Genomic DNA, 22030 nt, shown 5'->3' on the forward strand with positions numbered 1-22030 from the left:
AAATTCCGTAAGTTAAATAGTTTTATCAAGCTGCAAAGCGTTACTGGCTATGTGTTCAAGTACTTGCTCGAACTGTTGCAACTGCAATTGATCAATATCGACGAGTAGCGCTTGACGAATCGTCAAAATGCGCTGTTCAATCTCGCCTAATATTAGCGAGCCAGATTCGGTTAACAACACGATACGAGCACGCTTATCGTGTTGACTAATTTGACGATGAATATAGCCTTGTTGTTCAAGTTGACCGAGCGTTCGCATCAATGATGCCAACTCTATTTGTAATGCCTCAGCCAAGCGTTTTTGCGTAACTTCACCGTCGAGGTGCGATAACTTCCAAAGTGCTGTCCAGCGTGGATGGCTTAACCCGAGTGGATGTAAACAACGGTCCGCAACGCTATGCCACAACCGACTGACTCGCCCTAATTTTTCACCAAGCGCATGATCCATCAATTGTTCTTTAGTTGGATTGGTTGCCACTTTTTAGCCTTTGTGTTTGTTTAAGACGTAGCATTATAATTAATTAGCAAGCTAAGTAAATAGTGCGATCGTCATTAACTATTTACATTTTATATCGAGAGATTGAACGACTATTAGCTCGTATTGATGTGAAAAATGAGCAGAGGCGAAATTCGAATGGTCAAAACGTATACCGGAGTGAGTCAATAAGCATGGGCTAATCCGGCTATAGGGACCGTAACGTTCAGATAACCGTTAGTGAATTCCCAGCGTTTACTCACTTATTCACCGCGATGTAAAATAGTAACGTGCGTCCTGCTTTCCTAAGCTCGCACCTTCACTGCCAAAATGGTCCTAATCGATTGACCGATCCATCCTAAAAAAAAGCGTCTCAAGTCGTGTTAATCCATCGCAATCGTGAGGCCAAAGTGACTACATTGTTCTAAGATATAGATGAGAATAACAATCATTTATATAAATAATTGATTTACATCAAGTTGCATTTGGCGTTTTTGTGAGCTTTCTGTATAATTAATATTCACACTTAGTGAACACACCGAGGAATACGATGCAAGCAAACCCACAGATCATCCAATTGCTCAATAAGGTGTTAACCTACAAGCTAACGTCCATTAATCAATTCTTTCTTCATGCTCGTATGTTTGGTAACTGGGGTTTTGAGGCACTCAATAAAGCTTGCTATAAAAAGTCCATTCAAGATATGAAACAAGCCGATGCGTTGATTGAACGCATACTGTTCTTAGAAGGATTGCCCAACTTACAAGCGCTTGGTGCTTTGCGTATCGGTGAAAAAAGTCAAGAAATGCTGAGCTGTAATTTAGGCTTTATCACTGACCAAGTGCCTCTGCTGCGCCAAGCGATTGCTATCTGCGAAGCACAACAAGACTATGTCAGCCGCGACCTTCTTCATACACTTATTGAATACGAAGAAGAACATATCGATTGGCTAGAGGCTCAACTTTATCAAATCGGTGAAATGGGGATTGAAAAATACCTACAAAGCAAACTCTCAGAGGACGACTAAATTATGCAAGGTAAACCAGTTATTATCGATGCACTTAATCGACTACTCGCTAATGAGTTAACCGCCATGGATCAATACCTCATTCACTCACGAATGTACGGCGACTGGGGCTATAACAAACTCTATGAACGAATTGATCATGAGTCACTTGACGAGCGTGAACATGTTTCAATTTTGATCGAACGGATCTTATTTTTAGAAGGCACTCCTGACATGCAAACCCGCGATTCAATTAATGTGGGTCACGATGTGCCAAGTATGCTTGAAAACGATCTGCAGGTTGAATATACCGTTGATAAGTTACTTAAAGAAACCATGGATATGTGCGAAAAAGAGCAAGACTATGTCACCAAACATGCGTTGCAAAAGCTTATTGATGACACCGAAAACGACCATGCATATTGGTTAGAACAACAGCTGCGCCAAATTAAATTACTTGGCCTAGCGAACTATCTACAAGCACAACTTTAAAAGTTTTTTCAGCTTGGGTTTCCCCAAGCTGAATTCTATGCGCCATTTTCTATAGCCCGACTCTAGCCACCACCACTTGGCTATCGAATAAACCAATAGATGTAATTTAAAACGATCCCCAAAAAGATCACTAAACCAACATATTGATTGTTCAAAAAAGCTTTAAAACAATCAGCACGCACCCGAAAACGGGCCAGATGCTGTTGATAGACAAACAAGGCTCCGGCACCAAGCAGTGAGATAAAGTAAATAGCTGATAACTGGCGCAATTCACCGACCCACGCTAGCAGCAATAATGTTGTTAACTGCAACAAGCCAATCATCAACTTATCAAAGCGACCAAATAAAATCGCCGTCGATTTAATCCCAATATTGATATCATCATCACGATCAACCATGGCATAAAACGTATCATAAGCAATCGTCCAGCAGATATTCGCAAGCAATAACAGCCATACTTCCATGGGTAGACGACCACTTTGAGCCGCATAGGCCATCGGGATCGCCAAACTATACGCTAACCCCAAAAATAACTGTGGCAGATGGGTGAAGCGTTTCATAAATGGATAGATAGCCGCAAGCGCTAGCGCCACAAACGACAGCTTAACGGTTAAGTAATTCTGCGTAAGCACCAACAAAAATGAGAGCGCCACCAAGCAAGTAAATAGCACTAATGCTTGACTGGCGGTAACTTTGCCAGAGGGCAGTGGCCTTGCACTAGTGCGTTTGACAAAACCATCGACTTTGCGATCAGCAAAATCATTAATCACGCACCCTGCCGAGCGCATCATAAAGACGCCAAGCACAAACACCACAAGCACGCTGATACGCGGTACGCCATTTGCCGCCAACCATAAAGCCCACAGCGTTGGCCACAACAAAAGTAACGACCCAATGGGCTTATTGAGCCGCATAAGCTGCATATAAGCCAACCATTTTGGCTTTTCACTGACCATTAAATGCCTCCCGATAAGCCGGACTCTCCGGTAAAAAAAGCTCTTGAACTAACACAGGGATCCGTTGATACCAATACACACTGCGCCGCGCTACCAGCGCCATATCACTACTTGGGTAGATACAAAACTGACGACACAGATCATCAGGCTGAGCCACACTAAAGAGTAATTCCCCTAGTGGCTGAGTGTGCAATTGGCGAAGTTCTCGACTCGCCAAGGCAGCTTCAGGCCATAAACTTTGCGCCATCACCCAAGCACTCTTATCACCCAATAAACACACCTCCCGACACCATAGCGATGAAGCCCCAAGTAGAGCCTGCTGATCAGTGTTGGCCTGCACGAGTTGATTAGCTAATAGTTGCACCTCTAGCTGTTGACAACTTTGCCGTAAACGCGCGGTTAATGAACCTAAACCGGTGATCCAACTTGCCTGGGGCTGCGAAACGCGATCGGGTATTGACGTCAACCAATGGACTTGCGAATTCAATGGCCAATGTTGCATCGTCTTCCTTTAAATGTGTATAAATCACTATCTTACCTCATCAACGGCATACTACGCCAAAGCCAATAAGCAAACAAACAGCATCCTTTTTTTAACCAGCCCACTGAAGGCACTTGCTGATCAAAAATGAGCAGCTATGCTAAACGAAACACGCCAATAAGGCTGCCGATAAAACCGTAACAACCGATGATTACACTTGACCCGCGATAAAGATAAGCGAGAATACTCCGATTATATGATTCACTATAGGTAACGCACTGATGAAATGGCTCAAATGGATATTTTTAACCGGCTTGTTGTCCGCCGCGACACTACAAGCGAGCTTTGCCGCAGACGCTAAAAAAGAACCAGATAGCTATGCCTACTATGGCTTTGAGCCAGATATCGTCACCAACTTCATTAACAAAAACAAACAACTTGGCTATATTCGTGTTGCTATCGAACTACGGGTCGCTCATCAAAGCCAATTGGACGAAGTAGAGCACAATGCACCGCTACTTCGCGATGCAATCATTGAGATTTTAGGCAGCCAAGATAGACAAGAGATCATCTCGTTGACTGGCCGCGAAAGGATCCGCGAACAGTGTCTGAAAACCATTAATAATCTATTGCGTCAGGAAACGGGTGAACAAAATGTAGTCGCCGACATTCTGTTTACGAAATATCTTTATCAGTAACGCGATCAAACGCAGCCTGCACGCAACCGACGAATAAACCAAACAGATGAGCCAAATTCGCGGTTGCCGGGCCAATCACATTAGCAAAACCTAATACCAGCCAAATCAACATAAACCCAACAATCGCCCGATTGATATGGAGCCCAACATGAGGGCGCAACCAGCTAGTCCACCACAAATAGCCAAGTAAGGCATACACGACACCAGAGAGTCCACCAAACATCGGGCCATCCACCCAAAACTGCGCAATGTTTGGGATAACGGCTGCAACCACCGTTAAGATAAGCAGTTTCCCGGTACCTAAGTGGCGCTCAATCACACCCCCAAATTCCCACCACCACAGTAAATTAAACAAAATATGCAGGATCGAAAAATGCAGCAAGATAGGTGTAAACGCTCGCCAAGGTGCGGAGGCTAACTGAGAAAGCGTATCGGGAAAACGTAAAGCGGCGAATATATCATTGGAAGCACCCATTAAACCTGCGACATAGATAATCGTCGTCACCAAAATAACGGCCAAAGTCAACGGCCCGCTATGGGCCATAAATTGCCGTTTAATAAGCTCCGATGAGCTACCATATTCAAAGTGGATATTGTGCTCATCACCAACTTCCCAAGAGGCTGCTTGGTACTTTTTCGCTAACGGATTGGCTAAAAAGTCTTTGAGTTCACGCTGAACATGCGCGAGATGCTGCTCATCAACTAACCAAATTGTAAACCCCTGCTCAACTGGCGCCAGTTGGCAGCGAATCGATTGCGTTTTCATATAATCAACAAACGCCTGCGCCAAACGGGGATTATCTACCACGACTAATTGCTGCATCGCTACCTCTTCTCATCATTGCTGTCGGCTTGCTTGACCCAAGCCTCATAGCCACCATCCAGTGAGTAGACTGCATCTAATCCTTGTTGTAAAAGATACTGCGCCGCACTCTGACTGCTGATGCCGTGATAACACATCACAATCACTGGCGTTTCAGGGGCAACCTCTTCAAGGAGTGCCATTAAGCTTTGGTTCGTTAAATGAATCGCACCCGGCACATGGCTTTGTTGATACGCCGAGTCATCACGGATATCCGCCAAAACTGCGCCTTGCTCGTTGATCAACCGTTTGGCGTCATCGACACTAATATGTTCAAACTGCTCCATGAGCCCTCCTTACGCTATAAAGTTTAGTATTGTAGAGTGTTTTGAGCACACAAGGGAACCATTGTTCACAGCTACACGCATTTAGCCATGTTAGACACGGGAACAAAGTCACCCATCCTCAGCAAAGTATCCCATATCAGCGAAATGTACTGTATTGGGTCCTTAGCGCATCGCCCTTATGCAACTAACCCCAACGCTCTTACGTACATGGCTAAATAAGCAGTGAAGAAATCATTTAGGATAATAAAATGGGCGTTTTTCTTAATAAAAATAACAATTATGCCATGGCGAAGTGGTTCAAAATGGTTTACGGGCGATTGATTGGGTGCCTGATGGCAATATAAAACTGCGCCCACGCACCTTCACCATTGCTGATGCGCCAGATCTAATTGCTAGCGAAAATTTGTTTGCGCGTAAATTTGATCGACGACAAGATGAAGCGGTGATTTCAGCATTAGAACACCATTTAGAAACGGCAATATCTTTTGTTACGCCCCATGCAGCAATGCCTAAATTTCCTACATCTCTCCCTTTATGGGGCGTTCCTCGAACCTGTTAGCAGGTTACGCCGAAAATCATAGCAATCTTTAGCGCATTTAACGAACGTGATGCTAAAGCAGATATGCATTCCCCATTCTGGCGAATTGTAAGCGCACAGCTACCGCTATATAAAAAGCCGCGCAGTCACCTGTCGCGGCTTTATTAGGTTATCACCCTATACTATAAATAATGTTTAATGACCATTACTAGTTAGATGACCTTGGCTGTATTTCAGCTCAGTTGTATAGCGTTTGGTCGCTGAATTATAATTCAAATAACCCGCTTGAGTCTGCATATCCAAAACCCGAGTGACAATCATCATAATGCGCTGACTTAACGCGCTAGCGCGCGCCGGATCAGGCTCTCGAACCGACTCAACCGCTTGCACAATTTTGTCCAGCATAGCAGTATCAATCACTGCATTGAGATCGGCTTGCGCACTTTTTGCCAGTGCTGCTTGTAACCCTGCCACACCACCAAGTTGTTGCATCAATGCGTCATCGACTTTCCCCATCGATACCGTCCCCGCAAGCGATACTTGCTTGTCTTTTCCACCCAATTTCAAAGGTGACAGGGTGAGCTTCATCCCATCCAGTAATGGAGCCAGATGTTGCATTAACAATTGACGAAACTCTTTCGGTGAATTTTGCGCTAGCTCTCGATGCTCACGTAGCAGTTTGGCAAATTTTGTATAAGCGGCGATATTCATCTGATCTGCCGCGACGTTCATGACCAGATCCCCAAGCTGAACGTGGTTAATATCAATCCCTGTCAGTTCAGCATCAAACTGACTGTTAAGCTGGTCATGCTCTTTTTTACTCAAGCTGCTTAAGGACATGCCAGATATCGCAAGCTGTTGGAAAGTTTTATCACCTTCAGTGATACTGAACTTCATTGCGCCTAATTTTAACTCGCTTGTGCCAAACCAAAGTGCGTCGCTATCTTTATATTGTTTTTGGTTCGAGTGGCCACTCATCTGACCCACTGAAAGATGAAATTGCTCAGATGGATCCATGTCGCTGTGGGCTAACCATGTAACGCCGCCCCACTGATAGGATGACACTAGATGACGATCATCTCGTTGAATCTGTAATGTCAGGGGTTGGATGTTCAGCGTCCCTGCAACATCGGCAGATTTATTAGGCTCAGTTAAAGTGCGCTGCGCCAACTTAATTGTCGTATGGATCTTGCCAAACCATGAGGAGCTCACTTGCGAGCTCAGTGGTGAACCCGCCTTAAATGATTGCTCAAGCAGAGCCTCTATCACTTTATGCTGTTGCAACTTGGGATTATTCACAATGTTACATGTCGCATCTGACGAAGTTGGCATTAAAATCGAATGAATCGTATACAGATGACCAGAGAACAAGGCGCCATAGCCGTAATCAATATCACTTTGTACATCAATACAGGATTTTTCCGATGGATTACTGTTATTTTGTATATGAAGCCGTGTAATGCTTTGCGCACTTAAACCGGATTGTTGATAACTAATAGATTCAATATCAGCTTTTATATTGTAATTTACAGCGAGTGCATTACTTACCCCTTCAGGTAATTGTGCGTGTTCAACCAATGCTTTTACTTTAGGTTGAACCAGATACGGCACGGCCGCAATTGCTCCTGCGACGACGACTACAACAGCCGCTGCAATCGTAGTTTTTTTCGACATGTTAAAAATCCCTTAAAAGTTTAGCCAAGCCATAATCAACCACAATACATCGAATAATTGAAAAGTTAATTGGATTTCATCGGCTGAAAATAAAATAGCCTCTGTTTTGACGCACCATCAAAGCCACTCATGATTGACCAAGGCGATCGCTGGCAGGAGATGCTGATGCTCAGTGCATAAAACCGACTCATCATACCCAGTAAATACAATTATATCTATAAGTCGACCAATCATCCGAAGCGAGGAATTAAAAAGAACGATAAGAGGCAATCAAAAGAAAAAACCGATATCCATACCACGCACTTGAGCAGGTAGACGTTTGAGAGTCATTTTGTAGCACATTAATCGGCTTTATACACGCAGTTCATACCATGATGCTATCTACATAACCGATTAATCATCGCAGATAAAACAGGTCAGTCCAACATGCCCAAAAAGATGTTTGACAAGACATTGAGCCTTATCACAGCCGTAGTTAGACTAACGAAACAGTATTTCTTAGTTAGTGAGATCACGTTATCAGAACGAGCAAGAACGAATCTCAAAACGCCAATCCCCTCTAACCAGATATTGGAGACTCAGCGAGTTGACGCACCGCATCATCTAACACTAAAAACGCGAGTCCCAGATCGTCACTCAACACCGCCTCCCCCGGATGATGGCTAATTCCCCCTGCGCAGCGCACAAATAACATCCCAACTGGGCATAATTGAGCGATGGCCATCGCATCATGACCGGCGCCGCTGGCTAAACTCAGCGACTGACCTTGTACCTTGTCACAAGCACTTTGCAGATAATGCTGCAAGGTGACATCACAAGGAGTCGCATCAGATTGATAGAAACACGCTTCACTGATTTGCACTCGCCGTTTTTCACTAATTTGTGCCGCGCGAGCAAGAATGTCGGTCAGGGCTTGGTCGCGTTGCCTATCGTCTGCAGCGCGAATATCTAAACTCATGTGCACCTGCGCGCAGATAACATTCACCGCGCCAGGTTTACAGCTAATCTGCCCAACCGTTGCCACCACATTGCGTGCGCGCGCAATGGTTTCAATCGCCAGAACCAATTCACTAGCAGCCACCAAAGCATCTTGACGCTGCGCCATGGGGACGGTGCCAGCATGGCCCGCTTGACCGTTAATCGTAAAATTCAGTCGCTTCGCACCATTAATGGCAGTGACCACTCCCACCGCCAGCTGCGCCGCTTCAAGCTGTGGCCCTTGTTCAATGTGCACTTCTAAATAGCCAATAAAATCCTGTGCTGAACGCGCAGCGCGCGAAATAGCCGAAACGGGCAGTCCGAACTGTTCCAGTGCTTGCGCGAGAGACACGCCATTGACATCGCACAGTTTTAGCCAGTCATCCTGCCATTGACCAGTCAACCCGCGGCTACCCAATAAGGTTGAACCAAAGCGAGTGCCCTCTTCATCAGCAAATCCGACCACTTCAATGGCAAATGGCAGTCGCTGATTGTTCTCATGTAAGCGAGCTACCAGCTCAATAGCGGTGATCACGCCCAACATACCATCATATTTGCCTGCATTGCGCACCGTATCTAGATGAGAGCCAAGCAATAGCGCGGGCGCCCCTGCTCGGACACCTTCATAACGGCCGCAGACATTGCCTACAGCATCGTGCCAGATACGCATACCAGCGCCAATCATCCACTGCGCCACCTGCTGATGGGCTGCGCGGTGCTGCTTGGAAAGATACACCCGAGTTAGAGCATCAGTACTCTCAGAGAAGACAGCTAACGCATCGCAGCGCTCAGTAAGCCGTCTACCAATAGCACTCACGCTCCAATTATTATTCATAAAAATCCCACGCCGCTTGCATCGCAGATCCTTGAGTTGTCACAAAACCCAAATGATTTAACACCGCTTCAAGCGCCGCTAAGGTAGTTAACACGGTATCTTTACGAGCGTTGTAACCCATTACGCCAATGCGCCAAATTTTGCCATGCAGTGGCCCAAACGAGGTGCCAATTTCAATGCCAAAGTCATTTAATAACAACTGACGAACTTGCTCACCATCAATACCTTGAGGGATGAAAACACCGGTGACATTGCTCATCTTATGAGCCAAATCACCAAATAATGCCAGCCCCATCGCTTGCAGGCCTTTGACCATCGCCTCACCATGAATTTGATGACGAGCCACGCACTGATCAATCCCTTCTTGAGCGATGATACGCGCGCACTCACGAGCGCCAAACAGCATAGAAGTCGCCTCGGTATGGTGGTTGAGTCGCTCAGGACCCCAGTAATCCATAATCATACCTAAATCAAAATAGTTGGAATAAACCATCTCCTCGTCACCATCTTGATGCTGTGCATTGCGGATCCCTTGTTCAACATGTTTTCGAGCACGTACCTGCGCTGAGAATTGTTCGCTTAGGGTTATCGGTGAACTGCCAGATGGGCCCCCTAGGCATTTTTGTAACCCAGCAGAAACCGCATCCAAATGCCACGCATCCGTGTGCAGTGGATTCCCCGCAATCGAGGCGGTCGCATCACAATAGAACAACACGTCATGGCGGTGACAAATTTCGCCAATCTCGGCAAGTGGTTGCAACATCGTCGTGGATGTATCCCCTTGCACACAGGCCAGTAGACGGGGTTGAACGCTTTGAATCGCATCGTCAATACGTTGCGGATCAAATACCTCACCCCATGGCACTTCAATCGTGTGCACCTGCGCGCGGCAGCGCCGGGCAATTTCACAGAGTAGATGGCCAAAACGGCCAAAAATGGGCACCAAAACCTTGTCACCGGGGCGAATAATCGACACCAATACGGCCTCAATCCCTGCGCGAGAGGTGCCATCAACTAACATCGTCCATGGATTATCAGTGACAAAAACCTGCCGATACAGTGCCATAGTTTGATTCATATAATCGGTCATGGCCGGATCATATTGCCCTATCAATTGGCTCGACATGGCACGCAGCACACGCGGGTCAGCATTAATGGGGCCAGGTCCCATCAGCAAACGTGCTGGCGGATTAATTTGATCAAACGAGTGTTGCTTCAACATAACAAATCCTTTCACTTTATTCACAATGACTAATCAATGCTTGCCCATCGCTGCGAGGGTCACTAGCGGCGGCAATGATCGTTCCTTGCTGCTGAACAATGGAACCAGCGTGACCCATGAGTTCGCTGAGCGCGGGTACTTGCTTAAGCTGATGACCAAAACCTTGCAGCGATTGTTGCAGTGGCGCGAGCGGCGCTTCAATTTTTAAATCATGACAGCTATCACCCCAAGTACGGCCTAACAACCAACGCGGTAGACTCAGCGATTCTGTCAATGCGTGTTGCTGATAAAGATAGCGCCATAAAAGAGCCGCTTGAGTTTGAGGCTGACCTTCACCGCCCATAGTGCCGTAGATCATCACTCGGCCATCCGAGAGGTGGGCTAGTGCAGGGTTAAGCGTGTGAAATGGTAAACTGTTGGGGCGCAGCGCATGCAGATGATCTGCATCCAGAGAAAAACTCACCCCACGATTATTCCAGATAAGCCCGAGCTCAGGGATCACCACACCCGAACCAAATTCCCAATACAAGCTTTGAATAAAACTGACCATTCGCCCTTGTTTATCACAGCAGCCCATCCATACGGTGTCTCCTGGCTTGGCTATTTTTGGCCATGCTAATGCGCGCGTAGCTGAGATATTTGAAGCCAGCTTATCGAGTTGTTCATAATCAAGCCAATGGCGAATATCCCCTGGGGCAAAGGCCGGATCGCAGATCAATTGATCACGCACCAAAAAGGCCTGTTTAGTCGCCTCAACGATTAAATGCAATTGGGTGGCTTCATCTTGCCTATTATCTAAACAGCGATCCATTAATGCGACAATAATCAGCGATGCCGCACCTTGTGTGGGTAGGGGTAAATTATAAAATTGCCCTTGTCGAGTCGTCACCGACAAAGGTTCAAGCCATTGCCCTGTTTGCTTGGCTAAGTCAGCGAACCGCAGCGGTGAACCAGCAGCTTCAAGATGCTGCGCGATACATTGGCCAATATCGCCCCGATAAAAGTCATCTAATCCAACGCTGATCAGCCGCCTGAATAAATTCGCGAGTTGGGGGTTTTTAAATCGCTCACCTTCTCGCAATGGCTGGCCTTGGTTTAAAAAACACGCCGCAAAACCATAGGTATTCTGCAAACTGGAATAGGTTAACTGACTTGCCGTTTGCAGGCTATGACTGACTGTAATCCCCGCATCAGCTAACTTTTGCGCTGGTGATAAAAGCTCTTCAAGTGACATTGCGGGTTGCCATTGGCCACTTTGTGACAGCGCAGTTTGCCAGCCGCTCAGCGTACCGGCCACGGTAAGTGCCGCCGCGCCGCCGCGCTCGGGGATATGTCCATGGCCCTGCGCTTGATAGGCTTGAATACTGGCAAGCTGCGCACTGCGCCCCGCCCCGCTTAGCGCAACGGGTGCTTTTCCTGGCTGGTGAATCAACCAAAAGCTATCGCCACCTAACCCATTCATGTGCGGATAAACCACACTCATGGCCGCAGCGGCGGCAACCATCGCTTCAATAGCGCTGCCACCTTTAGCTAAGATATCTAACCCAATTTGGCTCACCTGATGATGAGGCGCGCTAAAGGCAATATTAGCCATGGCGAAACACCTCACTGATATAGCGTGTCAGGGCAAGGAGTTGCATATCGCTATCACGCGGACCTATCAGTGAAAAACCAAAAGCCGCCCCATCAAGCGCCAGTAACGGCAGATGTACTTGTGGGCATCCAGCAAGCCCTGCCATAGCGGTCATACCCATTAGGCGCTGGCGAAATTCAGCTAATGCACGACTGTCACTTTGACAAAAAGGAGCCAGATCCGGCGTGGTAGGGATCACTAAAAAATGTGCTGGTTTTAATAAGGCTTGCAGGGTCGTCAGCCAGTCACGACGCGCAATTTCAGATTGTTCTTGCTGCACGGCGCTCAGCGTTTGCGCCCAACTTAGACGAGCATCGATATCTGGCGCGAGGGCTTGCGAATGAGCCTCATGCCAGTGCCGATGAATAGCCCCTGCTTGGCGTCCTTGCAAGGTTTGAAATACCCCACTTAAATCGTCAATTTCAGCCGTGCTAATAAGTAGTTGCGAAACATCAAACACGGCTTCTAATTGCACTAAAAACTGACGCCAAACTTGATACAGCGGGGGGCTTAAACGCTCAAATAACGATGCCACAATGGTTAATTTCGCCGGCATGGGTAGCGCGATGGGTTCGCCATAAAGTACGCTCCCAACTTGCTCCAACACGCCAGCGTCTCGAGTTAACCAACCGGGAGTATCAAAGCGCGGTGCCAGCGGCAGCACACCAGATAAGGGCAACCGTCCATGGGTAGGACGAATACCATATAAACCATTATAAGCGGCAGGAATACGTATCGAGCCACCGGTATCAGTACCAAGACCAATATCCGCATCGCCTCGCGCTACCGCCACCGCCGAACCACTCGATGAACCACCAGGGAGGCGCTCTGGTGTCAATGGATTTTCAGGCGTACCGAAATGCTGATTACAACCGTTTAAGCTGTAGGCTAGCTCGTCGGTTTGAACTCGACCAACACTCGTTGCCCCACCATCTAGCAGTTGCTGCAATACCGGCGAGGTCAATGCCGCTGGCGCATGGCTAGCATACCAAGTAGGGTTGCCCGCACCAGTGCGAAAGCCAGCGACATCGAAAAGGTCTTTATAGACAAAAGTTAGCCCTTGCAACGGCCCTGATGCTGCGCCCATCAGTTGATGAGGGCCATGCGCGCAGTAGATACTGCTATCCGCCATGATGAAAGAAACCCAAGTGACACAATGTCACTCATTAAACAACCTTAGTTTCTGAATGTAAATAAAAGGAACATAAATTTCTTTATTTTAAATCTGGTTTCAAAGCGTAGTATCTAATTCATCGAGATCCTGATAACTCTGATCGATTTGGCTAATCCGTGGTTTATGTGAAACGTTCAAACACAAATTACAGACCACATTAACCAGTGCCATGGCGCTGGCATACGAGGCAAAACCACCGGGGCTCAGTTGATGACAGGGTAACGTCCAATCAGCATACGTTGTTAATTCCAGCCCTGAAGGGTCTGTCACCAGTAACACCTTTGCCTCGCTACTCGAGAGCGCTCGCAGTAAAGCTTTAATTACTTTAGCCCGTCGACTAAGCGCCACCACTACGACTAAGTCATCAAACGCAAGATCAGTGATCTCTTCGGCTAAAGTTTGTCCTGGCTGTGGCGCTAACCACACGCTACGACGCATTTGAATTAACTGTTGGCGCCAGTGCAGTGCCACCGGATAACTATTACGTTGGCCTATCACCAACACCCGAGATGATTGTAGCAATGCGCTGACAATCGCATCTAATGGCTGGCTTTGCAGCCCGAGTAAGGTTTGTTGCCAATTGCGAGTTTCTTGCGCTTGATGCGCGCTCAATAGCTGCTCTAAATTGTTGTCCAAATCTACAAATTGCGGCGAGCCAGAGGAAACGTCACGGCGCAGATTGCTTCGTACCTGTGCAAAACTCTCATAACCTAAGCGTTTAAAAAAACGGCTGACCACGGGTTTTGATACATCAGCCAAGCGTGCCATATCGGCACTAGAGTAGATAGCCAATTCAGCTTCATGGGTGAGTAAAAAGTCGGCGAGTTGGCGCTCTTTAGGGCTTAGCCGCTCGAGATACTGACAAATTCGCTGAGCAAGTTCAGAACTAGCCATCATTCATTATTCCTTGTCTAATCATACGCATCAATCTATTTGCTGATACGTCAAGCTGTCGAGCAATCGCTCATCATAGCTGAAACATGGGCACTAACAACCCGCCAGACGCCCTCTAGTTTAACCCAAGTTTGGGTTTGCCTTCCAAGAGGTTCGCCTCGACGCGAGAAAATCACATGGGCGCAAGCCATTTCTGAGCCAAACGCCACAATGCTTATCTGCTCAATCGTTCGATCAAGCCCACGAGATGCTCGGCCCTGCCGAAAAGCTTGGATCTGCGAGTAACCAAATAAATTTTCTTTTCCCCCTAAACGCACGGTATACGGGCTATCCCAAAAGAGTTCATCGAGTTCTTTGATATCATTACTGATGAGCGCTTTTTCATAACGCAGTACTTGTTCGCGAACCTTCGCAACCACATCAGGATGATTAATAATCATCAACTTTTCCTCTCACCAATTCGATCCATATGCACACTTTTAGTGCACCATACCTATCTAATCCAGCGTGCTAATTTGACGCTAAAGCCGCCAGACTAGGCTTGTCATTATGGTACATGAATTGCTTGCACGTTAGAAACGATAGTTTTTATAAACTAATTAATAAAACTTTAGTTTCTATTTAACGGCTAGATAAAATAATCAGGAGTTATAGATGAAATTCAGCATACGGATACTGCGTTTGGTGTTACTAACCGTTACGTTGGTGACCAGCTACGCCCACGCCAATACACTCGATGCGATCATAAAAAGTGGTGAGCTCAAGGTCGCTGTCCCTCAAGATTTTCCGCCATTTGGGTCAGTAGGAACGGACATGCGCCCGCATGGCTATGATATTGATATGGCGGCTTATCTGGCCAAACAGCTGAAGGTAAAACTCAAACTGATTCCAGTAACGAGTGCCAACCGGATCCCTTATCTATTAACTGGCCGCGCTGATTTGGTGATTTCAAGCTTAGGCAAAAATGCCAAACGGGAAAAAGTAATCGATTTTAGCCGCGCTTATGCACCTTTTTTCTTAGGAGTCTTTGGCCTCAAAGATATCCCCGTCAGTAAACCCGCTGACCTTGCGGGTAAAACCATTGGCGTGACCCGCGGCGCAATCGAAGATATGCGTCTGAGTAAAATCGCACCACCTTCAGCCAATATTAAACGTTTTGAAGATAACAACACGACCTTGTCCGCTTATCTCTCTGGACAGGTTAATCTTATCGCAACCGGAAATTTGGTCGTCGCAGCAATAGCCCATCGCAACCCAAATCGGATACCAACGACTAAATTTGCCCTGAAGAACTCACCTTGCTATGTAGGTTTAGCTAAAAATGAACCAGCTCTTAAAGCAAAAATTAACGCGTTAATTACTCAAGCACTACAAGATGGCACATTGAGTTCAATCTCACAGAAATGGCTCAAGGCACCGCTGCCTGCAGACTTTGCCCAACAAGGTTAAGCGGATGAACTACCACCTCAATTTTGCGGGACTGCTGCCTTATTGGCCGCAGTTTTTGCACGGTTTATGGTTGACGATAGAATTGACCATCATCGCAACCATTGGCGGCATTGTGCTGGGGACACTCACCGCAGGAGCTCGAGTGAGTTGTCATCGCCCTTTGCGTATCCTAGCGGGGTTTTATATTGAAGTGATCCGTAACACACCATTTATCGTACAGCTGTTTTTTATCTACTTTGGGGTGTCGTCACTGGGGTTACAGCTGTCGGCGTGGGCGGCAGGATTGATGTCGATGATCGTTAACCTTGGCGCCTATAGCGCGGAGATCATTCGCTCAGGGATCAATGCTACAGCCAAAGGTCAGTATGAAGCAGGCCGAACGCTCGGGTTAAATCGCACCCAAATTTTTTGGCGAATTGTCATTCCCCCCGCCTTTATGCGTATCTATACGCCACTCATCGGCCAGTGCATCATTGTCATGCTTGGTTCATCGGTGATCTCGCAAATTTCAGTTGAAGAGCTCACCTATGCGGCAAACTTTGTGCAATCACGAACCTTTCTAAGTTTTGAGTCTTATTTTGTCGCAACCGGTATATATCTTGTTCTAGCAATAGGTATGCGTCAGCTACTCAATCGATTGGCAAAACGACTCTTTCGAGGGGCCTCATTATGATGCAATTTAGTAACTGGGATATCCTCCACAACTTGTTAATGGCCTCACGCTGGACACTTTTATTATCTTTGATTGCATTTATGGGCGGAGGTTTAATCGCACTTGCATTAACGTTCTTACGTCTATCTCGCCGACAACTCGTCGTCAAATTAGTGAAAGTCTATGTCGAACTGTTTCAGGGAACACCACTGCTAATGCAACTGTTTATCATGTTCTTTGGCCTCTCTTTGATTGGTTTGGATGTCAACGCGTGGACCGCTGCGAGCATTTCGTTAATCTGCTTTAGTAGTGCATTTTTAACCGATATTTGGCGCGGCTGCGTCGAGTCATTGCCCAAAGGGCAATGGGAAGCAGCACGTTGTTTAGGCATTAACTTTACGCAAACTATGCGCCATGTCATTTTGCCCCAAGCGCTGCGCCTTGCCATCGCCCCGACGGTTGGATTCAGCGTGCAAATTGTCAAAGGTACAGCGCTAACCTCGATCATCGGCTTTGTCGAACTGACTAAAGCTGGCACCATGCTTAACAATGCGACGTTTCAACCGTTTAAGGTGTTTGCCATGGTCGCGCTGATCTATTTTGTTATCTGCTACCCACTTTCATTAGCCAGTCAGTATTTGGAGAAGAAACTCAATGTCTCTGATTAGTATCGAACAAGTACATAAATTTTATGGGGATAATCATGTTCTCAAAGGTGTCGACCTGAAAGCTGCTGCCGGAGAAGTGATCTCAATTATTGGTCGTAGCGGCTCAGGCAAAAGTACTCTATTGCGCTGCATTAATGGCTTGGAGCAGTTCAGTGAAGGAGCGATTATAGTGGATGGCCAAGCCGTCGATAATGATGAGCGCCACCTATTAGAATTAAGCCATAGCATTGGCATGATCTTTCAAAACTTCAATCTCTTCCCGCATTTAACTGTAGCTGAGAACATCATGCTGGCACCTAAATTAGTGCTTAAATGCACCGCTTCGCAAGCACGAGAGCAAGCAAAAGAGGTCCTAGCCAAAGTAGGTTTAGCCGATAAGGCCGACCAATTTCCCAGTAGTCTCTCTGGTGGCCAGCAGCAGCGAGTGGCCATTGCCAGAGCGTTAGCGATGAAACCCAAAGCGCTATTGTGCGATGAAATCACCTCAGCACTCGACCCTGAGTTGGTCGGTGAAGTCCTCAAAGTATTAGCGCAGCTAAAAGCCGAAGGGATGACCTTGATTTTAGTCACCCATGAGATGAATTTTGCCCGCGATGTCGGGGATCGACTGGTCTTTATGCATCACGGTAAAGTCTGGGAAACAGGCCCCGCAAAAGAAGTCTTCGCCGCGCCGAAAACCCCAGAGTTACAAAGCTTTATTCAAGCTGTTTTGTAATAAGCAGACCGTATAAGTAGCGCCAAAGTGCTACTTATACTCCTGTAAATGGATGGTGTATCATCCAATAATCAGCAATATCAATGCGCTGGGCAAACCATACATCAGGTTTTGGATTGGACATAATCAAGAAACCATTGCAGCGCTTTAAACCGTGACGCTCGCTCAGTAATCCGGCAATGCAAGCTAATCACCATCATTTTAGGGTGCTCAGCACCTTCTTCATCAAACAGTCAAAATTATCTTTTCAATAGTCGTAAAACTCGCTGCGCTAATCGGCCCTTTATATAGCATTGTGATCGTTGATTACTACAAAATTAAACACCAACAGATCAATACTTCCGATTTATATAGTGAATCAACACACCGTCATTATTGATATACCAAAGGTTGGACCCCCAAAGCTATCTGGGTGTGGCGGCTCGCAAGCGTTACATCCATTCTCACTACCTTCGTATTTACCGACTTGGCTAATTTCTCACTCCTTATCAGTGGCGCAGCAGCCGCTGTTAGCAACCAAGGGCTGATGATCAAACATCCCGCCACAATGTCGCATATACAGACTTCAGAAATAAGTATCTAACCACTATAAACGGAGCCCCAATCGCTAGGATTGGGGCTTTTATCGAGCAGAGCGAGTTGCACAACACCGCATTATCCTCCCAGATAAGCGCTTTGTACCTGTGGGTTACTAAGCAATGCCTCGCCGCTATCTTCAAGCACAATACGACCATTTTCTAGAACATAGCCTCGGTCAGCTAATTTAAGCGCCTGATTGGCATTTTGTTCGACCAAAAAAATAGTCATGCCATCACGGCGTAGCCGCTCAATGGTGGCAAAGATCTGGGCGATGATAATCGGTGCTAGACCGAGTGAGGGTTCATCCAAAAGCAACAGCTTCGGCTGACTCATAAGAGCTCGAGCCACCGCGAGCATCTGCTGTTCACCCCCTGACATCGTGCCAGCACGCTGACCACGACGCTCTTTTAAACGGGGAAAAAGATCAAACATCTGTTGGGTGAGTTCAATTTTTTCACTCACTGTGGCAAAAAAAGCGCCCATGTAGAGATTTTCTTCCACTGTTAAGCGAGAAAAAATACGCCGCCCCTCAGGTACAATCGCAACACCAGAGCGCATAATCAGTGAGGTTTGCCAATGCGTAATGGATTGTTCGGCCAAATAGATATCCCCTTGACTTGCCCGAGGCTCACCGCAAAGTGTCATCAGTAAGGTCGTTTTGCCAGCACCATTGGCGCCAATTAAGCTGACGATTTCGCCCTCTTCAACATGCAGCGATACATCATCTAATGCCTGGATAGGGCCATAGTGGGTACTCACATGACTAAATTTCAGCATACTCATTATGACTCTCCCAAGTAGGCTTTGATCACATCGGGATTCGCACGTACTTGTTCGGGCGTACCATCGGCCAATGGCCGGCCTTGGTTGACCACATAAATATAATCAGAGATATCCATCACCAACTTCATATCGTGTTCAATCAATACCACCGAAATTCGCTCATTAACACGGAGTCCATCGATGAGGACATTTAAGTCGGCCGTTTCACGCGGGTTTAAACCTGCGGCGGGCTCATCGAGCATCAATAACTTCGGTTCGGTGACCATACAACGGGCAATCTCCAGTCGTCGCTGCTGACCATAAGCCAAATTAGCCGCTAAACGATTAGCCGATCCGAGCAAGTCAACTTTCTTCAGCCAATATTTTGCGCGCTCTAATGCCTTTTTTTCACTTTGACGAAACTTCGGCGTTTGCAATAATCCGGCAAACAGATTGGTATTTAAATGTTGGTGCTGAGCAATTAATAAGTTTTCTATCACCGTCATCTCTTTAAATAACCGGACATGCTGGAAGGTTCGTACCATTCCTTGACGCGCAATTTTATAACCGGGTAACCCTTGGATGGCCTTGCCATGAAACCAAACCTCTCCGCCAGTCGGTTTATAGAATCCAGTAATACAGTTAAATACCGTCGTTTTACCGGCGCCGTTTGGCCCGATAATCGACACCACCTGCTGGGGTTTAATATCGAGCGTTACACGATCCACCGCCACCAGCCCACCAAAGCGCATAGTGAGATCAGTTACTTTTAATAACGATTCATGATTCATCGACACTTAACTCCATTTTCGGTCGACTCATGGGGATTAACCCTTGCGGACGCCAGATCATCATCAGTACCATCATCAGTCCAAACAGCACCATGCGATATTCACTAAACTCACGCGCCAACTCCGGAACAACCGTCATGATAATTGCGGCTAATACCACCCCAACTTGTGAGCCCATTCCCCCTAACACCACGATCGCCAAGATGATCGCCGACTCCATAAAGGTGAACGATTCCGGACTGATAAAGCCCTGACGAGCAGCAAAAAAGCTGCCCGCAAAACCGGCAAAGCTAGCCCCAATCGTAAACGCGGTCAGTTTAATGACGGTTGGATTTAACCCCAAAGAACGGCACGCTATTTCATCTTCCCGCAATGCCTCCCAAGCACGGCCAACCGGCATACGCAATAGCCGATTCACCACAAAGAGTGTGAGCGCCACCAGCAACAATGCCATCAGATACAAAAAGATAACCTTATGATCCGAGTTGTAATGCAATCCAAAAAAGTGATCGAAGGTATCCCATCCCCCATCACGGGCATGGCGACTAAACTCCAAACCAAATAGGGTAGGTTTCGGTATTCCGCCAATACCATTCGGCCCACCGGTTAAATCGGTGAGGTTATTAAGCATAATGCGGATGATTTCACCAAAGCCTAAAGTCACAATAGCTAAGTAATCACCCCGTAAACGCAATACCGGAAAGCCTAGAATAAACCCGAAAAATCCAGCGAATACACCCGCAATCGGTAAACAGGTCCAAAACCCAAGTCCAGCATAGTGGTTTAACAGCGCATAACTGTAGGCGCCCACCGCATAAAAGCCGACGTAACCTAAATCGAGTAGTCCCGCCAACCCAACCACGACATTCAGGCCTAATCCCAGCATCACATAGATAAAAGTGAGCGTTGCCAGATCAACCGCCCCGCGTGAGACCATAAAGGGCCATATCAATGCAATGAACGCGCCCCCACACACTAGATAGCGGTACAACCGCGGTGTTTCCTGCGGTGAAGGTAAAGCATAATGCCGCTTCGGTTTAAGCCGCTGCCATCCCAGACGAAGTGGCTGGTGAAATAACTGAACGATAAAGACCACCACACAACCACTCGCTAACAGCAGCCAACGCGCCTGATCCGACCACGCAAGGGTCAGTCCTTGCGGTGATTGCTGCAAACGAATACCCAGTAACCAGCCCGCTAAAATTAAAAACACCCCAGCCGATCCAAGTGCTGATTTGAATTGAAGATGTTTCATACTTTTTCAACCTCCGGGCGGCCTAAAATCCCTGTAGGTAAGAACAACAAAACCAAACACAACAATAAGAAGGAGACCACGTCGGAATATTCTGGGCTCAAATAACCGGCCGTTAGCGCTTCAGTGATCCCTAATAACAGCCCCCCTAAAACCGCTCCAGGAATCGATCCAATCCCACCGAGCACCGCCGCGGTAAAGGCTTTAATCCCCGCAATAAAACCAACATATGGATTGACCACCCCATAATAGGTGCCAAGCAACACCCCAGCGATTGACGCCAACGCAGCCCCCACCACAAAGGTAAACGCAACTACTTTATTGGTGTCGATCCCTAATAAGGCCGCCATTCCCATATCTTCGGAACAGGCGCGGCAAGCTTGACCCATTCGCGAACGGGAAATATAGAGTGACAAAATAGTCATTGCTAAAAAAGTAACGGCAAAGATCACCACTTGCATATACGACAAGGTGATATGAAAACCTTGATCAGGGCCAATCACCCATCCGCCATGCACTAACACAGGCAACGCAATATCACGGCTCCCTTGAGCAGTACGGACTAAATTTTGTAAAAAGATCGACATCCCAATCGCAGAGATAAGCGGAATCAGCCGATTCCCACCGCGAAGTGGTCGATAGGCCACACGTTCAATCGTCCAGCCATAGACACTGGTCACCAACATACTGATCGCAAACGCCCCTATAAATAATAATGGGACATTATCGAATCCGGCCATCATCAGCGCCGATAACACCACAAAAGCGATGTAGGTGCCGATCATATAAATCTCCCCATGGGCAAAATTGATCATGCCGATGATGCCATAGACCATGGTGTAACCAATGGCGATTAGCGCATAGCTGCTGCCGAGCGTTAAGCCATTGAGCAATTGTTGAATTAGGTAAAATAGATGTTCTGACATAACCGCCTCAAACCAATAGCGTAACCGCAAAG

General features: G+C 47.0%; 24 protein-coding genes. 8 read left to right on the forward strand and 16 right to left on the reverse strand.

Translation table 11 applies throughout. The annotated features are described in order from the left end of the window. Window positions 1–12: 12 nt before the first annotated feature. The gene (locus ABUE30_RS13975; RefSeq protein WP_408624592.1) at window positions 13–447 is read right to left on the reverse strand and encodes a MarR family transcriptional regulator; all 435 of its coding nucleotides are present in this window, start codon (window positions 445–447) and stop codon (window positions 13–15) included. A gap of 577 nt (window positions 448–1024) precedes the next feature. Between ABUE30_RS13975 and bfr (ABUE30_RS13980) the strand changes: the two genes are divergently transcribed. Together bfr (ABUE30_RS13980) and bfr (ABUE30_RS13985) are read left to right on the forward strand one after the other, a co-directional pair. Beyond that, window positions 1025–1501: a bacterioferritin gene (gene bfr / locus ABUE30_RS13980; protein ID WP_408624441.1), complete on the forward strand. Its 477-nt coding sequence runs from the start codon at window positions 1025–1027 to the stop codon at window positions 1499–1501. Window positions 1502–1504: 3 nt separating this feature from the next. Further along, on the forward strand, window positions 1505–1972 hold the full coding sequence (gene bfr / locus ABUE30_RS13985) for a bacterioferritin (RefSeq protein WP_408624442.1): 468 nt from the start codon (window positions 1505–1507) through the stop codon (window positions 1970–1972). Window positions 1973–2052: 80 nt separating this feature from the next. On the opposite strand, the gene ubiA is transcribed toward bfr (ABUE30_RS13985), so the two are convergent. Then, entirely contained in the window at window positions 2053–2928 is an 876-nt protein-coding gene (gene ubiA, locus ABUE30_RS13990; protein ID WP_408624443.1) for a 4-hydroxybenzoate octaprenyltransferase, read from the reverse strand. After that, the gene (locus tag ABUE30_RS13995) at window positions 2918–3430 is read right to left on the reverse strand and encodes a chorismate--pyruvate lyase family protein (protein WP_408624444.1); all 513 of its coding nucleotides are present in this window, start codon (window positions 3428–3430) and stop codon (window positions 2918–2920) included. Before ABUE30_RS13995 ends, ubiA begins: the two co-directional genes overlap by 11 nt. Window positions 3431–3690: 260 nt before the next feature. Here ABUE30_RS13995 and ABUE30_RS14000 point away from each other — a divergent pair, with 260 nt between their 5' ends. Then, the gene (locus tag ABUE30_RS14000; protein WP_408624445.1) at window positions 3691–4107 is read left to right on the forward strand and encodes a flagellar basal body-associated protein FliL; all 417 of its coding nucleotides are present in this window, start codon (window positions 3691–3693) and stop codon (window positions 4105–4107) included. On the opposite strand, the gene glpG is transcribed toward ABUE30_RS14000, so the two are convergent. Together glpG and glpE are read right to left on the reverse strand one after the other, a co-directional pair. Then, window positions 4085–4930 (reverse strand): rhomboid family intramembrane serine protease GlpG, encoded by an 846-nt coding sequence (gene glpG, locus ABUE30_RS14005; protein ID WP_408624447.1) that lies wholly within the window; start codon window positions 4928–4930, stop codon window positions 4085–4087. The two genes, ABUE30_RS14000 and glpG, sit on opposite strands and share 23 nt — an antisense overlap. 2 nt (window positions 4931–4932) lie before the next feature. Continuing rightward, window positions 4933–5256 (reverse strand): thiosulfate sulfurtransferase GlpE, encoded by a 324-nt coding sequence (gene glpE, locus ABUE30_RS14010; RefSeq protein ID WP_408624448.1) that lies wholly within the window; start codon window positions 5254–5256, stop codon window positions 4933–4935. 292 nt (window positions 5257–5548) lie between these two features. Between glpE and ABUE30_RS14015 the strand changes: the two genes are divergently transcribed. Then, entirely contained in the window at window positions 5549–5815 is a 267-nt protein-coding gene (locus tag ABUE30_RS14015) for a hypothetical protein (RefSeq protein WP_408624450.1), read from the forward strand. A 174-nt stretch (window positions 5816–5989) separates the two neighbouring features. Here ABUE30_RS14015 and ABUE30_RS14020 read toward each other — a convergent pair whose 3' ends face one another. The 7 genes from ABUE30_RS14020 to hpxZ all read right to left on the reverse strand — a co-directional run bounded on the left by ABUE30_RS14020 (window position 5990) and on the right by hpxZ (window position 14644). After that, the gene (locus tag ABUE30_RS14020; RefSeq protein ID WP_408624452.1) at window positions 5990–7468 is read right to left on the reverse strand and encodes a DUF945 family protein; all 1479 of its coding nucleotides are present in this window, start codon (window positions 7466–7468) and stop codon (window positions 5990–5992) included. Window positions 7469–8027: 559 nt separating this feature from the next. Continuing rightward, window positions 8028–9281, reverse strand: coding sequence for an allantoate amidohydrolase (gene hpxK, locus ABUE30_RS14025; protein ID WP_408624453.1), 1254 nt, complete (start codon window positions 9279–9281; stop codon window positions 8028–8030). Next, window positions 9274–10503: a pyridoxal-phosphate-dependent aminotransferase family protein gene (locus tag ABUE30_RS14030; protein ID WP_408624454.1), complete on the reverse strand. Its 1230-nt coding sequence runs from the start codon at window positions 10501–10503 to the stop codon at window positions 9274–9276. The genes hpxK and ABUE30_RS14030 overlap by 8 nt, the downstream gene beginning before the upstream one ends. Before the next feature lie 16 nt (window positions 10504–10519). Beyond that, complete coding sequence (locus ABUE30_RS14035; protein WP_408624455.1) at window positions 10520–12097, reverse strand: gamma-glutamyltransferase family protein; 1578 nt, start codon at window positions 12095–12097, stop codon at window positions 10520–10522. Beyond that, window positions 12090–13268: an amidase gene (locus ABUE30_RS14040; RefSeq protein ID WP_408624456.1), complete on the reverse strand. Its 1179-nt coding sequence runs from the start codon at window positions 13266–13268 to the stop codon at window positions 12090–12092. Before ABUE30_RS14040 ends, ABUE30_RS14035 begins: the two co-directional genes overlap by 8 nt. A 99-nt stretch (window positions 13269–13367) precedes the next feature. Then, entirely contained in the window at window positions 13368–14204 is an 837-nt protein-coding gene (locus tag ABUE30_RS14045) for a MurR/RpiR family transcriptional regulator (RefSeq protein ID WP_408624457.1), read from the reverse strand. A 50-nt stretch (window positions 14205–14254) separates the two neighbouring features. Continuing rightward, window positions 14255–14644, reverse strand: coding sequence for an oxalurate catabolism protein HpxZ (hpxZ, locus tag ABUE30_RS14050; protein WP_408624458.1), 390 nt, complete (start codon window positions 14642–14644; stop codon window positions 14255–14257). A 214-nt stretch (window positions 14645–14858) separates the two neighbouring features. On the opposite strand from hpxZ, the gene ABUE30_RS14055 reads away from it, so the two are divergent. The 4 genes from ABUE30_RS14055 to ABUE30_RS14070 are packed head-to-tail and all read left to right on the forward strand — an operon-like array spanning window position 14859 to window position 17688. Beyond that, window positions 14859–15653 carry a transporter substrate-binding domain-containing protein gene (locus ABUE30_RS14055; RefSeq protein ID WP_408624459.1) on the forward strand — a complete coding sequence of 265 codons (795 nt, stop codon included), beginning with the start codon at window positions 14859–14861 and terminating at the stop codon, window positions 15651–15653. Window positions 15654–15657: 4 nt separating this feature from the next. Continuing rightward, window positions 15658–16326 (forward strand): amino acid ABC transporter permease, encoded by a 669-nt coding sequence (locus tag ABUE30_RS14060; protein ID WP_408624460.1) that lies wholly within the window; start codon window positions 15658–15660, stop codon window positions 16324–16326. Continuing rightward, a complete protein-coding gene (locus ABUE30_RS14065) occupies window positions 16323–16973 on the forward strand; it encodes an amino acid ABC transporter permease (RefSeq protein ID WP_408624461.1) in 651 nt (216 codons plus the stop codon). Before ABUE30_RS14060 ends, ABUE30_RS14065 begins: the two co-directional genes overlap by 4 nt. Then, complete coding sequence (locus ABUE30_RS14070) at window positions 16960–17688, forward strand: amino acid ABC transporter ATP-binding protein (protein ID WP_408624462.1); 729 nt, start codon at window positions 16960–16962, stop codon at window positions 17686–17688. The genes ABUE30_RS14065 and ABUE30_RS14070 overlap by 14 nt, the downstream gene beginning before the upstream one ends. 654 nt (window positions 17689–18342) lie before the next feature. On the opposite strand, the gene ABUE30_RS14075 is transcribed toward ABUE30_RS14070, so the two are convergent. Genes ABUE30_RS14075 through livH form a run of 4 tightly spaced genes read right to left on the reverse strand, consistent with a single transcriptional unit; the run spans window position 18343 to window position 21998 of the window. Continuing rightward, window positions 18343–19044, reverse strand: a complete 702-nt coding sequence (locus ABUE30_RS14075; RefSeq protein WP_408624593.1) for an ABC transporter ATP-binding protein — start codon at window positions 19042–19044, stop codon at window positions 18343–18345. Between the two features lie 5 nt (window positions 19045–19049). Beyond that, on the reverse strand, window positions 19050–19820 hold the full coding sequence (livG, locus tag ABUE30_RS14080; protein ID WP_408624463.1) for a high-affinity branched-chain amino acid ABC transporter ATP-binding protein LivG: 771 nt from the start codon (window positions 19818–19820) through the stop codon (window positions 19050–19052). Next, window positions 19810–21075, reverse strand: a complete 1266-nt coding sequence (locus tag ABUE30_RS14085) for a high-affinity branched-chain amino acid ABC transporter permease LivM (protein ID WP_408624464.1) — start codon at window positions 21073–21075, stop codon at window positions 19810–19812. The genes livG and ABUE30_RS14085 overlap by 11 nt, the downstream gene beginning before the upstream one ends. Beyond that, on the reverse strand, window positions 21072–21998 hold the full coding sequence (gene livH, locus ABUE30_RS14090; RefSeq protein ID WP_408624465.1) for a high-affinity branched-chain amino acid ABC transporter permease LivH: 927 nt from the start codon (window positions 21996–21998) through the stop codon (window positions 21072–21074). The genes ABUE30_RS14085 and livH overlap by 4 nt, the downstream gene beginning before the upstream one ends. Between the last annotated feature and the right edge of the window lie 32 nt (window positions 21999–22030).

Origin of the sequence: Celerinatantimonas yamalensis, assembly GCF_046054155.1 — a bacterium.
Lineage (GTDB): Bacteria > Pseudomonadota > Gammaproteobacteria > Enterobacterales > Celerinatantimonadaceae > Celerinatantimonas > Celerinatantimonas yamalensis.

What these genes read in the sequence shown, in the direction of transcription:
- ABUE30_RS13975 (WP_408624592.1), bottom strand. Translation starts at nt 447, where the DNA reads ATGGATCATGCGCTTGGTGAAAAATTAGGGCGAGTCAGTCGGTTGTGG.
- bfr (WP_408624441.1), top strand. Translation starts at nt 1,025, where the DNA reads ATGCAAGCAAACCCACAGATCATCCAATTGCTCAATAAGGTGTTAACC.
- bfr (WP_408624442.1), top strand. Translation starts at nt 1,505, where the DNA reads ATGCAAGGTAAACCAGTTATTATCGATGCACTTAATCGACTACTCGCT.
- ubiA (WP_408624443.1), bottom strand. Translation starts at nt 2,928, where the DNA reads ATGGTCAGTGAAAAGCCAAAATGGTTGGCTTATATGCAGCTTATGCGG.
- ABUE30_RS13995 (WP_408624444.1), bottom strand. Translation starts at nt 3,430, where the DNA reads ATGCAACATTGGCCATTGAATTCGCAAGTCCATTGGTTGACGTCAATA.
- ABUE30_RS14000 (WP_408624445.1), top strand. Translation starts at nt 3,691, where the DNA reads ATGAAATGGCTCAAATGGATATTTTTAACCGGCTTGTTGTCCGCCGCG.
- glpG (WP_408624447.1), bottom strand. Translation starts at nt 4,930, where the DNA reads ATGCAGCAATTAGTCGTGGTAGATAATCCCCGTTTGGCGCAGGCGTTT.
- glpE (WP_408624448.1), bottom strand. Translation starts at nt 5,256, where the DNA reads ATGGAGCAGTTTGAACATATTAGTGTCGATGACGCCAAACGGTTGATC.
- ABUE30_RS14020 (WP_408624452.1), bottom strand. Translation starts at nt 7,468, where the DNA reads ATGTCGAAAAAAACTACGATTGCAGCGGCTGTTGTAGTCGTCGTCGCA.
- hpxK (WP_408624453.1), bottom strand. Translation starts at nt 9,281, where the DNA reads ATGAATAATAATTGGAGCGTGAGTGCTATTGGTAGACGGCTTACTGAG.
- ABUE30_RS14030 (WP_408624454.1), bottom strand. Translation starts at nt 10,503, where the DNA reads ATGTTGAAGCAACACTCGTTTGATCAAATTAATCCGCCAGCACGTTTG.
- ABUE30_RS14035 (WP_408624455.1), bottom strand. Translation starts at nt 12,097, where the DNA reads ATGGCTAATATTGCCTTTAGCGCGCCTCATCATCAGGTGAGCCAAATT.
- ABUE30_RS14040 (WP_408624456.1), bottom strand. Translation starts at nt 13,268, where the DNA reads ATGGCGGATAGCAGTATCTACTGCGCGCATGGCCCTCATCAACTGATG.
- ABUE30_RS14045 (WP_408624457.1), bottom strand. Translation starts at nt 14,204, where the DNA reads ATGGCTAGTTCTGAACTTGCTCAGCGAATTTGTCAGTATCTCGAGCGG.
- hpxZ (WP_408624458.1), bottom strand. Translation starts at nt 14,644, where the DNA reads ATGATTATTAATCATCCTGATGTGGTTGCGAAGGTTCGCGAACAAGTA.
- ABUE30_RS14055 (WP_408624459.1), top strand. Translation starts at nt 14,859, where the DNA reads ATGAAATTCAGCATACGGATACTGCGTTTGGTGTTACTAACCGTTACG.
- ABUE30_RS14060 (WP_408624460.1), top strand. Translation starts at nt 15,658, where the DNA reads ATGAACTACCACCTCAATTTTGCGGGACTGCTGCCTTATTGGCCGCAG.
- ABUE30_RS14065 (WP_408624461.1), top strand. Translation starts at nt 16,323, where the DNA reads ATGATGCAATTTAGTAACTGGGATATCCTCCACAACTTGTTAATGGCC.
- ABUE30_RS14070 (WP_408624462.1), top strand. Translation starts at nt 16,960, where the DNA reads ATGTCTCTGATTAGTATCGAACAAGTACATAAATTTTATGGGGATAAT.
- ABUE30_RS14075 (WP_408624593.1), bottom strand. Translation starts at nt 19,044, where the DNA reads ATGCTGAAATTTAGTCATGTGAGTACCCACTATGGCCCTATCCAGGCA.
- livG (WP_408624463.1), bottom strand. Translation starts at nt 19,820, where the DNA reads ATGAATCATGAATCGTTATTAAAAGTAACTGATCTCACTATGCGCTTT.
- ABUE30_RS14085 (WP_408624464.1), bottom strand. Translation starts at nt 21,075, where the DNA reads ATGAAACATCTTCAATTCAAATCAGCACTTGGATCGGCTGGGGTGTTT.
- livH (WP_408624465.1), bottom strand. Translation starts at nt 21,998, where the DNA reads ATGTCAGAACATCTATTTTACCTAATTCAACAATTGCTCAATGGCTTA.